The sequence below is a fragment of the Acinetobacter sp. YH12233 genome, assembly GCF_013417725.1.
In the GTDB taxonomy this organism is placed as follows: Bacteria; Pseudomonadota; Gammaproteobacteria; order Pseudomonadales; family Moraxellaceae; genus Acinetobacter.
The window spans coordinates 49,728-63,396 of sequence record NZ_VPDK01000004.1 but is presented as its reverse complement, the minus strand read 5'-3'; the positions used below and the strand labels follow the sequence as shown (position 1 = coordinate 63,396).

Here is a 13,669-nt window from a genome sequence, read left to right as displayed (position 1 = left end):
TACAATGTGATAGCTCTAGTTGTACTATAAAAATAAGCAGTCGGCTATTGCCGTTTAGATCAATTTTATATCTAATGGCCAGTTAATAAATCAAGATAATTATCCATTATTAAAATAAGCAAGGAATGCGAAGATGCTGGACAATACAAGCCTTACCCACACTCATCCTTATACCAAAGTGGCCATTATCGGTGCCGGTTTTGGCGGGATAGCGATGGCAGTACGTTTACAGCAGCAAGGCATCCATGATTTTATTATTTTAGAAAAAGATAGCGATTTTGGTGGAACTTGGCGCGATAATCAGTATCCGGGAGCGGCCTGTGATGTGCAATCACATATGTATTCCCTTTCCTTTGCTCCCAAAACTGACTGGTCAAAACGCTATGCCGAAGCACCGGAAATTTTTAGCTATATTCAGGATTTAGTCAGTGATTATAATCTTCGGGCTTTTGCTCGGCTGAATACCGAAGTACTTGGGGTTCATTACCAGCAAGACCGATGCTTATGGCAGATCCATCTGCAGGATCAAAGCATTCTGGAAGCCCAGTTTGTAGTATTTGCCTCTGGCCCTTTACATATTCCTCAAATTCCCCATATTCCGGGCATTGAAAAATTTAAGGGCAAAATCTTTCATTCTTCTCACTGGGATCATCATTATGATCTCAAGGGAAAAAATGTCGCATCGATTGGGACAGGTGGCAGTGCAATTCAATATATCCCTGAAATTGCACCCGAATGCAAACAGCTCTATGTCTTGCAACGCACTGCGGTTTGGGTCATTCCACGGGATGAGCGCCTATATCATGACTTGGAAAAAAAGCTGTTTTCCAAATATAAATGGTTCCGCAAGTTACACCGTATTCGGCTGTACTGGTCCAATGAATCACGCGTGGTGCCTATCGTTAAACCAGCTGTCATGAAATATGCTCAGAAACTGGCTGAAGCTTATATTCGTTATCAGGTCAAACACAAGGAAACTGCCAAGAAATTAACCCCAGATTACATCATGGGCTGTAAACGGATTCTGGTGTCTAATCAATATTTCCCCACCTTTAACCGTAAAAATGTGGAACTAGTGACTGAAGGCATTCGTGAAGTGACCGAAAACAGTATTATTACAGCAGATGGTAAAGAACGTCCGATTGACTGCCTGATCTACGGTACCGGATTTATTACTGATCCTAGAATTTATCTGAAAAATTTTGATTGCACTGGCTTGAATGGCATTCACTTGAATGATGTCTGGAAAGATGGTGCCGAAAGCTATTATGAAATCTGTGTGAAAGGTTTTCCGAATCTGTTCCAGCTATTAGGACCGAATACTGTGCTGGCACATAACTCAGTGCTTTTCATGATTGAAGCCCAAGTAAGTTATATCCTACAAATGATCGCTCTAGTGGATCAATCACATAGTGATGCAATTGTGGTCAAAGATCAGGTACAGGAAAAATTCAATCAGGATGTCCAACATATGCTGGATAATACGGTCTGGCAATCTGGCTGTGTCAGCTGGTATCAACAGGAAGGTGGGAAAAATTTTGCCTTGTGGCCCACTTATACCTGGAAATACTGGCTCAAAATCAAAACCCTTAATGCGGCAGATTACTATTTTTTAAATAAAGCCAGTTAAAAGCCCTTCACATACATAGTGCTAGCGATGGCATAATAAAGACTGATTTATCATACTTTTTTATTATGCAATCGCTTTGGTTAGTATCCCAACTTCTGGTCTGTTTAGCACTTGGCTTTGTTTTTGCGAAACGGCTTCCTGCTCCCTTCACAAAAATCTGCTTTAAGGTTCTTCCTTATTTTAGTTATATCTTACTGATTGCCATCGCTTTTGAGTTTTCTGAACTTTTAGCGGAATTACCTCATCCTGCTCAGATTCTAAATACCTCTATTACAATTGCTTTTCTCACCTCTATTGGGGCATTTGGCTGTTGTTATCTGCTATTTAAATGGGCAGATTTTCAACCTTCTTCTGGACGAGTCTCCACTGAGCTAGTGATTAAATCACTGATCAATATCAGTTATGCGTTCTTCGCCTTAGCCGCTGGCTACTTGCTGCATTATAGTTCCACTCAAATGGGTCTTTCTATTCAAATCAGCACCTGGCATTTATTACTGGTCTTTATGTTTCTGATTGGACTGGATCTTGCCTATTCACCACTTGATCGCTCATGGTTGAACTGGAAAATCCTGCTGGTTCCGGCAGGTTGTATTGCTGGTTCATGCGTGGCAGCAATTGTCTATTCTTTCTGGAATCCAGATATTCATTTAAAAGACCTGATTATGCTGTCGCAAGGTTATGGTTTTTATTCCATGTCGGGTGTTGTCGTCACAGAACTGAGAAATGCAGAACTGGGTAGTATTGCCCTGATGAATGACCTGTTTCGGGAAATTTTTGCGATTTTACTGATGTATTGTGCCGGCTGGCGTTACCCAAGATCAGCAATTTCTGCTGCAGGTGCGACTGCGATGGATGTGACTTTACCCATGGTCAAACAGGCCTGTGGCAATGATTTTATTCCACATGCCATGGTGAGCGGTTTTATTTTATCTGTATTGGCGCCAGTAGCGGTAAGTGTGTTGGCGGTAATTTAAAAATCCCTCCCGACCTCCCTTTTTTAAAGGGAGGAGAAGTCCCCCTTTCATAAAGGGGGATTTAGGGGGATTCAATTAGAAATAAAATAAACTACGGAATATTAAAAATTCAAATCAACCCTACTCAATGAATCTCCTACTGTCTCCATCATCTCTGAAGCGAGTTCTACAATATCTATGCTATCAAGGCCTGACATCCAGTCCCATGAACCCGACTGTGCCTGTTGTTTATATTTTTCCTGCTGTTCGAACTGATCTGCTATTTTTTCCATCTCCAGCCTTTGTTCTAGCATCTTTTGTTCTGGTGTCTTTATTATTCTCATTTGAAATTCCTTTTTATTTTTATACAGCTTTTCTCAATGTATAAAAAAAGCCTTTCATATGAAAGGCTTTTCATCAGGTAACCGGAATTACAATGTTGCCAGAATATCTTTTAGGGTTTGACGAGGATTTTCAGACTTGGTAATTGGTCGACCAATCACCAGATGTGTTGATCCGTCCAGCATTGCCTGCTTTGGTGTCACAATACGTTTTTGATCGTCTGCATTTGAACCTTCAGGACGAATCCCAGGAGTGACCAGTGCAAAGTCTTGTCCAATGGTTTCACGCAGCATTTTCGCTTCTTGTGCGGAACAGACCACCCCATCCAGGCCACTGTCTTTGGTGAGTTGAGCCAGACGTTTTACATGTTCATTAGGCTCGATATCCAAGCCAATATCTTTCAAGTCTTCACGCCCCATTGAAGTCAACACAGTTACCGCAATGAGTTGAGTCTTATAGTTACCTGCTTTTAAACGCTCAACACAGGTCTCCATCATTTTACGACCACCTGAAGCGTGGACATTGACCATCCACACGCCCAAGTCTGCCGCAGCACATACCGCTTGTGCAGTGGTATTCGGAATATCATGGAACTTCAGATCTAAAAACACGTCAAAACCTTTGTCTTGAAGTGCTTTTACAATGATAGGACCTTCATGAGTAAATAACTCTTTGCCCACCTTTACTCGACATAAGGCAGGATCGAGCTGCTCTGCAATCGTTAAGGCATCAAATTGACTTTTAGCATCCAGTGCAACGATGATACTCATGAGAAGACCCTTCAAATTGACAAAATTAAACCATTATACGGATTAGCCCTATAACAACCAAGAATATTTTCGCAAAAATGATTTTTTGATTCAAATTAAGTCATTTATTTATATAATTTTTATATATTTTTTCTAAATATAATTTAACAATAAAAAAACGCCTTAGAAGCTAAGCTAAAAGGCGTTTAATCAAAACAGGCGAAGTAAAAAAATCAGTAGATTACTTCGACTTCTCATTTTTGTCTAAAGCGGTGCCGATGGCCTGTCATTAGAATTAATATCTAATACTGTTTTCTCATGTCGTGTATGAGCTGCCGCTTCTGCTGCCATCATCTTGGCAGTATTCAACTGTTCCTTACGTAGATGTTCAATATCTTTACGTAGTCGTTTAATTTCCCAATTACTCTGAAAAACGCGGAAAACCTGCACACCGAGTAACAAGCCAACCACTATTCCTAAGGAAAGAGTCAAAAGGAGCAATAACCCTAAGCGCATTGCAGGAACTTGAGTAAATAACAAGTCCACTGAGACCTCAGTCCCGTTTTGCAACACCAAAGCTAATGAATAGCCAAAGACGAGCAATAAAAGAATGACCAGAACGTAACGCATGAACACCCCGTAAATATCTTGTTTATTTGTTTGCAGATTCGTTTACTGCATCACGAAGTGCTTTACCTGGCTTAAAGTGTGGAACAGCTTTTGCTGCAACTTCAACAGATTTACCAGTTTTAGGATTACGACCCACACGAGGCTCACGATGATGCAATGCAAAGCTGCCAAATCCGCGAATCTCAATACGGTTATCAGATGATAAAGCTTCAATCATTTGATCAATCATAATTTTAACTGCTTCTTCCACTAAAGGTTCAGCCAAATGCGGATTCTTTAGCGCGATGCGCTCTATTAAGTCAGACTTATTAAGTGCTTCAGTAGTCATCTGCGACCTCTTTAATTATCAAGCTACTCGGGATCTATTTTCCGATAATAACCTGTTTAAATACAAAACGGTAGCGCAATAATTAAATACTACGCTACCGTTTACAGTATTTGTGTAAAAAGTATTACTTAACTTACATTAACAATACAATTCACCATCTACTCTTAGTGATTCATTTGCGCTTTGATCAAGTCACCAATAGTTTTAGGACCATTGTCTTGACCAGCAGCAGCTGTTTTCAGGTTAGCAACAGCTTCTTTCTCTTCAGCTTCGTCTTTCGCTTTGATAGACAAGTTGATAGAGCGAGATTTACGATCTACATTGATGATCTTAGCTTCAACTTCTTGACCAACTTCTAGGAATTTAGTCGCATCTTCAACGCGGTCGCGGTTGATTTCAGATGCTTTAAGAGTTGCTTCAACTTCATCAGCTAACTTAACAGTAGCGCCTTTAGCGTCAACTGCAGTTACAGTACCTTTAACAAGCGCACCGCGTTCGTTAGCAGCTAAGAAATCGTTGAACGGATCGCTGTTCAATTGTTTGATACCAAGGCTGATACGGTTGCCTTCAGCATCTACAGACAGGATAACTGCTTCAACAGTGTCACCTTTCTTGTAACGACGGATCGCTTCTTCGCCTTGTTCGTTCCAAGAGATGTCAGACAAGTGAACTAGACCATCGATACCGCCTGGTAAACCGATGAAGATACCGAAGTCAGTGATTGACTTGATAGTACCTGAAACTTTTTCACCTTTGTCGTGGTTCTTAGCAAACTCTTCCCATGGGTTAGCACGAGTTTGTTTGATACCAAGAGAAATACGACGACGCTCTTCGTCTACTTCAAGAACCATAACATCAACTTCGTCACCGATCTGAACTACTTTAGATGGGTGGATGTTTTTGTTAGTGTGGTCCATTTCTGAAACGTGTACTAAGCCTTCAACGCCTTCAGCGATTTCTGCGAAACAGCCGTAGTCAGTCAGGTTAGTTACGCGAGCTTTAACGATAGAACCTTTAGGGTAACGGCTCATGATCGCTAACCATGGATCTTCGCCTAATTGTTTAAGGCCTAAAGATACGCGGTTACGTTCGCGGTCGAATTTAAGTACTTTAACAGTAACTTCTTGACCCACTTCAACAACTTCTGATGGGTGCTTGATACGTTTCCAAGCCATATCAGTGATGTGAAGAAGACCGTCGATACCGCCAAGGTCAACGAATGCACCGTAGTCAGTAAGGTTTTTGATAGTACCAGTAACTGTTTGACCTTCTTCAAGCTGAGCAAGAAGCGCTTCACGGTCAGCTGAAGATTCAGCTTCCATAACAGCACGACGTGAAACAACAACGTTGTTACGTTTAGCGTCAAGTTTGATTACTTTGAATTCTAACTCTTTACCTTCCAAGTGAGTAGTATCACGGATAGGACGAGTATCAACTAAAGAACCTGGAAGGAACGCACGAACTGGACCGATGTCAACAGTGAAACCGCCTTTAACTTTACCAGAGATAACACCAGTAACGATTTCGCCGTCTTCAAAGATTTTTTCAAGTTTAGTCCAAGTCTCAGCGCGTTTAGCTTTTTCGCGAGAAAGAACTGTTTGACCCATACCGTTGTCAAGTGCTTCAACAACTACGTCTACAGTGTCGCCAACTTGAACTTCAAGTTCGCGCTGTTCATTTAAGAACTCAGCACGGTCAACAACGCCTTCAGATTTAAGGCCAGTGTCAACAGTTACCCAATCAGAGTCGATGCTTACTACAACGCCTTGGATGACTGCACCCTTTTCAACGTTGAGGTTTAATTCGCTTTCTTCAAAGAGGGCTGCAAAAGATTCGGTCATGATATATCCGATAAAGTCAGCGGTCTTGGATCAGACAAGGCCGGTTTAATTAAGCATCTACATAGTCCATATAAAACTGATCAAGCTATGCGTCTGCTGAAATAATAGGGTTATTGAGCTAATTGCTGATCCACATATGTGGTCATCAGCTTGAATACTTCATCGATATTCAGATCTGAACTGTCGATGATGTACGCATCAGCAGCAGGTTTGAGCGGAGCAACAGTGCGTTCCATATCTCGTTTATCCCGCGCTTCGATATTAGCTAAAATGTCGTTTATTTTAACATCCAGCCCCATACCCTGCAACTGCTTTACACGTCTTTGCGCACGGGATTCAGCCGAAGCTGTCAAATAAATCTTGGCTTGTGCCTCTGGGAAGATACTGGTCGCCATATCGCGGCCATCTGCCACCAGACCAGGGGCTTGAGCAAAAGCATGCTGCCGGGCCACCAAAGCGGTTCTAAGTTCAGGAATTGCAGCAACTTTTGAAGCATACTCACCGACACGTTCAGTACGGATAGTTTGGGAGACATCTTCACCATTCAGCCATACTTGAACACCTGATTCAGTACTGACAAATCGGATGTCCAAATTTGTTGCAATTTGTACGCATTCAGCCAGTTTAGTATCCAGTTCATCGAGTAAATTATGGTGATGCAATGACAGTCCTAATAAACGATACAAAGCCCCTGAATCCAGTAAATGAAACTGGTAATGTGCTGCCAGTTTTGCAGCCAGTGTGCCTTTGCCAGATCCGCTTGGACCATCAATGGTAATAATTTGAACTGTCATTACTTTCCCGTTATTTATACAGATTTTGCAAGTTTTGCGAGGCCTAGTTTAATCCCTGTTTTAAGCTGTGCAAGAATTAATTTACTGACAAATGGAAAACGCGCCTGCAATTCTATCGTATAAGTCACCAGACTTTTGTTATCATCCAATGCTTCAAATTCAATAATACCCAAATGATGTTTAATCAAAGGATTCTTTACGATCTTGTATTCAATACGGGAGTTCGGCTCTAGCAAGGTAATTTGCTCTTTTAGCGGCTTGACTGGACCTAAACCCATGCTACGCACAGAACCCACCCCATCTGGGCGCTCAGGGTCTGCCGAATCCTTAATCCGTTCCACCTGCATTGGTGCAAAAGCCACGTTATAAGCATCGTGTTTAGACAGCAATTCAAAAACCTTATCAATCGCTGCTGGGAATTCTTTTTTTACCTGAATCGCATTTTTCATTTTTCTTTTTCCTGAAAATAAATGATTTTAAAGTGAGCAAAGTTTAACGAATTAGATTCGATTTATTTATGAGCATTCAGTAATTTTTCTTGCAATTTCAGCTGGCGTTTTTGTTCACGACGCAACTTGAAAAATGCACTCAACTGCTCAGCACACTGCTGCTGCATACAGCCCGAGTCAAATAGAAATACATGATTATAGTAGCCAGTCTCAAAAAGCTTGCGTGCACTCACCAAAGAACCTGCTTTGGGCTCATTTGTACCAAAAACGACCCGTGAAATACGCGAATGCACCAATGCACCTACACACATGGTGCACGGTTCCAGAGTTACATAGAGGACAGCATCTTCAGGCAGGCGGTAGTTTTTCAGGTTCTGACAAGCTTCACGTAATGCTACGATTTCAGCATGGGCAGTCGGATCATTTAAAGAAATAGGCGCATTGTAGCCACGGCCAATGACCTGATTTTGACTGACAATCACCGCACCTACAGGAATTTCACCCTGCTCAGCAGCAAGTGCAGCCTGCTCATAAGCAAGCCGCATCCAGTATTCATCGGTAAATTGTGTTTCGGACATTCAGACTTAAATCACATCATAGTGCTTGAGTAGCTCATTCCAGCTTTCAATGGTGGTTATCGGTGGATTCTGAGACAGAATGCCTTTCAGGCTTAAATCACTACCCTTTTGCCATTCTGGAGACAGATCTTTATCAACCAGTCGTGCACGTACACCTTCAACAAAATCAGGATGACGGATTTTCCAATCTGAAATCTGGGTTTCCAGTTCAAAAATTTCATTCCATGAATGAACCTGTTTACCCCATTGCCATAATAACCAGCTTAGAGCAGCGGTTGCAGGTGAACCTTTTTGCAGGTTTTCGCTGGCCTGACGCAACCAGTCACTGCGCGCATCACTTAGACCGATAATCGATTCATAGTCATGTTCAAAGTTCATTCCACGACATACACTGTGGATTACATCCAGTGAGTTTTGCAGAGGACCCGGGCCTACCGGACGATGCATACTATTCAAGGTATCATCAATCGCACGGAAATCGCCAGCTGGATAATGTTCCCAGTCTATATTTACGACCTTATCTAATACTGAATCACGCTGTGCATCACAGATATGAGTCGCCCAGCCAATACCGTAAGCACCAGCAGCGGTCATGATTGAACCCGTTAAACCCGTAAACAGACCAATCGCTCCACGGTCTGCCAGGAAGCGGGTCGCACCCACATCTGGATATAAACCGATATTAATCTCAGGCATGGCCAGACGTGAATACGGCGTCACCAAACGGAATGGAGCCGCCATAAACAGGCCTAAACCACCACCCATAACATAACCTTCACCCCACACCAATACCGGCTTGGCATAGTTATGCAGCAATAGATCTAGCGCATATTCCTGTTCAAAAAACTTATTAGCGGTTGCCACTTCATCATTAATTACTAACTGACGCAGCTTACGTACATCCCCACCGGCACAAAATGCTTTCGGGGTAGTTGAATCCAGCCAGATCGCTTTTACGCTGTCATCTGTATGAAAGTCCTGAAAAACTTCCAGTAGTGCAGAAACCAGAGATTCATCTAAAGCGTGTAATGATTTTGGACGATTCAGGCGTACAATGCGCCAGCCATTATTGGCTTGTTCAACAATCAGGTCCGGATGGTAAGGTTTAGTTACAGGAGAATAAGTCATGCGTCCAGCTGCCAATCTATAGGCTCAATGCCATGTTGTTTGAGATAATTATTCGTTTTCGAAAAAACTTTACAACCAAAAAAACCACCGCGGTTTGCTGACAAAGGCGAAGGATGTGCCGCCTTTAAGATCAGGTGTTTATTTTGATCAATGCGCTGTCCTTTACGCTGTGCGTATGCGCCCCAAAGAATAAAAACGATATGTTCACGTTGTTCATTCAATACATCAATGACGTGATCTGTGAATTCTTCCCAACCACGTTTCTGATGTGAAGTTGGCTGTGCAGCCTCTACGGTCAGTACAGCGTTGAGCAAAAGTACACCCTGTTCCGCCCAATGAGTTAAATCACCATGTTTAGGGATTTTTACGCCTAAATCATTATGTAACTCATGAAAAATATTACGTAAAGATGGAGGTAATGCAACCCCTTTTTGCACCGAGAAGCTTAAACCATGCGCCTGATTCGGACCATGATAAGGATCCTGACCAATAATCACCACTTTAACCCGGTCTAATGGCGTCGTATTCAAAGCATTAAAAATCAGGTGATTCGGTGGATAAATCACCTTGTCTGCTTTTTTTTCTTCAATTAAAAACGTTTTTAACGCATCCATTTTTGGACTCAATAAAAACTCACTGAGTCCATATTTCCAGCTGTCATCTAACTGAACTTTATTCAGTTTGGCAATTTGCTGTTCATTTAAAGACATGCTTCAATCCTAAATCTATGTCAGTCTGCGTTTATATTCGAATTTTTAAGGCTGGACTTGCAGATCCACAGCCGGATTATGAAATGGAAGACCCTGTTTCAGTTTCGCAAACATCTCTGGATCTGTCCATTCTGCACGCACCTGCTCCGAGAATTCAATCTGTTCCAGGCTAAGTGGACCCATTTGTTCATTCTGGATATCTTCCAGAAAGCTTTGCGCATAGCCGGTATCAGTTTCATGGACAATCACAGAGTAAACTTCAACATCCCCTTCACCATTCTGGGTGACAGTAGATATCAGTACCTGCTGAGCCAAGAAGAAGAAAATACGTGAAAACTGTTCTGCAGATGGCGAAACCGGCAAAGATACCCAGCGTGCACTAAAATTCTTGCATGCCTGAATATATTCAGGATCATCTTTTTGCCAAAAGCAGATCGCATGGTCAAAAGAATCAAAAAAATCCTTAATCACCCCTTTGAGCAGACCAAAATCATATACCATCTGGCCATGATCCAACTTCGACGCTTTCAGCAATAACTCAACTTTATAACTGTGACCATGAATCGAACGTTTACAGCGATCCGAGGTGCAGTTACGCACAATATGAGCATTTTCAAACTTAAATAACTTACGAATTAACATATGCCGTAATGTCGTCAAAAAATAGGTGAATTAATTTCAATTATAAAGCAAAAGTAAACCGATGAGGATTAATTTTGCAGTTCGTCATGATAGGCAAAAGGGATTGAAGCGAAAACAGATTAAATTCCAAAAAATGAGATTATTTAAAAATGGTGGAATTTTAAAAAGGTGCCATGCTTCGATAGGCAACATAAACCTTCTTGTCCTGCCGCACCAGATCACTACTAAACTGACGTTTACGCTCACTCAGCATCACTTCGATACGTGCTTTAAAGTGATTGGATTGCACCCCAAGCAGGTTATTAAACAGGTTGTGTTTGGCTGCATCCACCTGAGCAAAGGGTTCTAGTGTCCAAAGATCAGCTACATTGGAAAAATATTCCAGATTTGCCTGACGGCGATCCAGCAATTGCTGCACGGCATTCACATCCAGCTTTTCATCCATGCTCGCCAAAAGAAATGCAGATGCGGTATTAATATTGACCGTAGTATCTGCTACAGGCGCAGTACTTAGATAAGGTGCAATTAGTTTGTACTTGTTTTCTTCAAAGCCTCGTACCAGTTTCAGCTCTTCAACGCTATGAAATTTGGCATTCGGAGGTAGAGAACCATTCGGCAAGCCCTGATAATAATTGGATTCTGCGCCCATTGGTCCACTTGGCATTTCATCTTCATCCTGCCAGTCGATCACGGCTTCACTCAACTGCTCTGGCAATCCAGCACGTTTTAATATCAGCTCGAACCAGGCTTTAGCATTTTCATTCACCGTGCCTTCTGCTGTAATCAGGCTATTTAAATTAAACTTACCTGACTCATCTTGCAGTATTCCCGAGACATAACCATCTTCAACCTGAAAAGCCGGCATTGGCTGCGCCCAGGTTTCATTTAAATGATCAACTTCCGCTGCATTCTCTGCGTCATCGACCAGCAATTCAGAAAAAAACGCTTCAGCACTTTTGGCATACATCAAAGACTGGTTTTGTCGCATTAAATAGGCGGTGCTTTCAGCAGTTGCGGCCTGACGTTTAGCAATAGTCGCAGCCAAAATAGTTGCAAGTGCCACCATCACTAGAATGGTAATCAGAGCAATCCCCTTCTGCTGTTTGATCATCATTGCTTTGTTCATCTGCATTTTATTATTCTTTGTCAGGTTAACTTTTGGGTTTCAAGCAGGAAATCTGTATTCAATAAACTGAAAATCCACTCATAACTGACCCCATTAACCATTAAGTTAATTTTAATGCCTTTGGGTAAACGCTGTTTTTGCTCAATCTGATTTAAATCAAAAGATGAGTCTGGCCATTGGGTCATTTCATTTGGATTAAGTACTACGATCTGAAACTGCTCAACCTCGGACAACAACACACTGGATTCAGGTTGATCACGCCCGGTCTGGTTTAAATTCCGGTATTTCAGGCGATAGAGTTTTTGTTCATCTGCCCGGTACTGATATTCAACCCGTTCATCTGGAGAAATCCCCTCTTCCAGAGGATCGGTGACTCCAGTCTTACTAAAGTTAAAACGTCCGTTTTGCAAAACCAGTGCCGGCTGAATATCACCATTAATATTGGCCGTTAAAGGCACCGCCTGCACCGTATCACGCAAGATCTGCTGATAAGTATCTTGCAACTGACTTAAGCGCTGTTCATGCACTGCATTACGGTCTTTGGTTTGTACAATATAATCAAATACTTTCCAGCCTAGAGCAGAGAGTACGGCGAAAATAGCAATAGCAACCAGTAGTTCGACCAGCGTAAATCCCTTAGACTTCATGGCGCTTCATTCATCCGGTGATTAAAGAACATCAAGCTGCTAATTCCATTTTCTGCCTGACCGGTTTCAGTGTTGACCAGACTCACCTGTAATTCAATGCGTTGTACATTAGGACTTACAGTGGGTTCACTGCGCTTATCAATTTGCCAGGTTTCGCCCTGTTGAGTGAGTTGTTTAGATTCTGTACCAGTAAGCCACTGCTGATTAATTTCCATCAGTGCCGCTTCATTCAAGGCAACAAACTGGGCTTGGGTTCTCAAAATGGCATTCGAAGTCGATTGGGTATATTGCATAGCAACTTTAGTCAGGGTCATGGCTGCTGTGGCAAAGATCGCCAGCGCGACCATCACTTCCAGCAAGGTAAATCCTGAGGCACGATTAAGTCGAGTAATCCTCGACCTGAGCGGCATTATCGCGCAAAAAAGTCCGAAAGCTGTGCTTGAGGAGCCGCGATGAGTGAAACGCTGTTTCACCGCTGCGCAAGACGAAGAGCTATACTCGGATTGCGCACGATCAGCATTTGACTTAAACGGCTTGATTACATCAGCTCCGGCACTCTGCTTGAAAACCCTAGCTTTCATGGACTTTACCCAAGTGATCAATTTCAATCGGATTGCCCACTACACGATCTTCCAGATAGAACTGGATTCTGACCGGTTTAACTTCACCATTGCCTAACCAGATCAGCTTGGGTGCATTGGCTTCAGTAAGATCCCGATTTTGGGCATTATTATAACGCTGCTCTAAAGACTGAATCCGGAAAGAGACCTGCTCTGGCAAATTACGCAGATTAAACTCCGCATAGCTTTGCCATTTCTGCTGATTTAAAGTGGGTTCTGCTGGATTAAGGGCGCGATATTCCACGACCCCGTAGCGAAATGGTGAAACATCAGTGGCAGCCTGAACATCAAGCGCAAGAATACGAGACTGATCATTGGATTCCCGCAAGATTCTTTGCAAATCCAGTAACAGGACTTCCCGCGCCTGCATTACCTTGCGCTGATCTACCCCACCAATATTCAATACAACCAATGACGCCATAATACTCATAATCACAATCACCACCATCACTTCGATTAGAGTGAATCCACGAATGGAGGCGTGATGTGATCTGATCATAGG

General features: G+C 42.4%; 17 protein-coding genes. 2 read left to right on the top strand and 15 right to left on the bottom strand.

From position 1 onward, the window contains the following. Positions 1 to 133: 133 nt before the first annotated feature. Positions 134 to 1,630: an NAD(P)/FAD-dependent oxidoreductase gene (locus FTV12_RS03360; protein ID WP_180033500.1), complete on the top strand. Its 1,497-nt coding sequence runs from the start codon at positions 134 to 136 to the stop codon at positions 1,628 to 1,630. Positions 1,631 to 1,695: 65 nt separating this feature from the next. After that, positions 1,696 to 2,604: a lysine exporter LysO family protein gene (locus FTV12_RS03355; RefSeq protein WP_179992442.1), complete on the top strand. Its 909-nt coding sequence runs from the start codon at positions 1,696 to 1,698 to the stop codon at positions 2,602 to 2,604. Between the two features lie 101 nt (positions 2,605 to 2,705). Here the strand turns inward: FTV12_RS03355 and FTV12_RS03350 are convergent, their stop codons facing one another. The 15 genes from FTV12_RS03350 to FTV12_RS03280 form a co-directional block, all read right to left on the bottom strand. After that, complete coding sequence (locus FTV12_RS03350) at positions 2,706 to 2,927, bottom strand: hypothetical protein (protein ID WP_005236122.1); 222 nt, start codon at positions 2,925 to 2,927, stop codon at positions 2,706 to 2,708. 87 nt (positions 2,928 to 3,014) lie between these two features. Next, a complete protein-coding gene (pyrF, locus tag FTV12_RS03345; protein ID WP_166139453.1) occupies positions 3,015 to 3,695 on the bottom strand; it encodes an orotidine-5'-phosphate decarboxylase in 681 nt (226 codons plus the stop codon). Positions 3,696 to 3,938: 243 nt separating this feature from the next. Beyond that, complete coding sequence (locus tag FTV12_RS03340; protein WP_005236124.1) at positions 3,939 to 4,304, bottom strand: lipopolysaccharide assembly protein LapA domain-containing protein; 366 nt, start codon at positions 4,302 to 4,304, stop codon at positions 3,939 to 3,941. Between the two features lie 22 nt (positions 4,305 to 4,326). Further along, positions 4,327 to 4,632: an integration host factor subunit beta gene (locus FTV12_RS03335; RefSeq protein ID WP_005097312.1), complete on the bottom strand. Its 306-nt coding sequence runs from the start codon at positions 4,630 to 4,632 to the stop codon at positions 4,327 to 4,329. A 164-nt stretch (positions 4,633 to 4,796) separates the two neighbouring features. Next, a complete protein-coding gene (rpsA, locus tag FTV12_RS03330; RefSeq protein WP_004783987.1) occupies positions 4,797 to 6,473 on the bottom strand; it encodes a 30S ribosomal protein S1 in 1,677 nt (558 codons plus the stop codon). Between the two features lie 110 nt (positions 6,474 to 6,583). Next, complete coding sequence (gene cmk / locus FTV12_RS03325) at positions 6,584 to 7,267, bottom strand: (d)CMP kinase (RefSeq protein WP_166139451.1); 684 nt, start codon at positions 7,265 to 7,267, stop codon at positions 6,584 to 6,586. Positions 7,268 to 7,281: 14 nt separating this feature from the next. Continuing rightward, positions 7,282 to 7,716 (bottom strand): SRPBCC family protein, encoded by a 435-nt coding sequence (locus FTV12_RS03320; protein ID WP_166139449.1) that lies wholly within the window; start codon positions 7,714 to 7,716, stop codon positions 7,282 to 7,284. A gap of 62 nt (positions 7,717 to 7,778) precedes the next feature. Further along, complete coding sequence (tadA, locus tag FTV12_RS03315; protein ID WP_104425959.1) at positions 7,779 to 8,294, bottom strand: tRNA adenosine(34) deaminase TadA; 516 nt, start codon at positions 8,292 to 8,294, stop codon at positions 7,779 to 7,781. Between the two features lie 6 nt (positions 8,295 to 8,300). Further along, the gene (locus FTV12_RS03310) at positions 8,301 to 9,422 is read right to left on the bottom strand and encodes an enoyl-CoA hydratase/isomerase family protein (protein ID WP_180033499.1); all 1,122 of its coding nucleotides are present in this window, start codon (positions 9,420 to 9,422) and stop codon (positions 8,301 to 8,303) included. Further along, complete coding sequence (ung, locus tag FTV12_RS03305; RefSeq protein ID WP_180033498.1) at positions 9,419 to 10,132, bottom strand: uracil-DNA glycosylase; 714 nt, start codon at positions 10,130 to 10,132, stop codon at positions 9,419 to 9,421. Before ung ends, FTV12_RS03310 begins: the two co-directional genes overlap by 4 nt. Before the next feature lie 45 nt (positions 10,133 to 10,177). Then, positions 10,178 to 10,774 (bottom strand): 6-carboxytetrahydropterin synthase, encoded by a 597-nt coding sequence (locus tag FTV12_RS03300; protein ID WP_166139444.1) that lies wholly within the window; start codon positions 10,772 to 10,774, stop codon positions 10,178 to 10,180. Positions 10,775 to 10,934: 160 nt separating this feature from the next. Further along, positions 10,935 to 11,906: a type II secretion system minor pseudopilin GspK gene (gspK, locus tag FTV12_RS03295; protein WP_180033497.1), complete on the bottom strand. Its 972-nt coding sequence runs from the start codon at positions 11,904 to 11,906 to the stop codon at positions 10,935 to 10,937. A 14-nt stretch (positions 11,907 to 11,920) separates the two neighbouring features. Continuing rightward, positions 11,921 to 12,547: a type II secretion system minor pseudopilin GspJ gene (gene gspJ, locus FTV12_RS03290; RefSeq protein WP_166139440.1), complete on the bottom strand. Its 627-nt coding sequence runs from the start codon at positions 12,545 to 12,547 to the stop codon at positions 11,921 to 11,923. After that, a complete protein-coding gene (gene gspI / locus FTV12_RS03285; protein WP_171521873.1) occupies positions 12,544 to 13,128 on the bottom strand; it encodes a type II secretion system minor pseudopilin GspI in 585 nt (194 codons plus the stop codon). The genes gspJ and gspI overlap by 4 nt, the downstream gene beginning before the upstream one ends. Continuing rightward, positions 13,118 to 13,666 (bottom strand): type II secretion system protein, encoded by a 549-nt coding sequence (locus tag FTV12_RS03280; RefSeq protein ID WP_166139438.1) that lies wholly within the window; start codon positions 13,664 to 13,666, stop codon positions 13,118 to 13,120. Before FTV12_RS03280 ends, gspI begins: the two co-directional genes overlap by 11 nt. Positions 13,667 to 13,669: the final 3 nt, after the last annotated feature.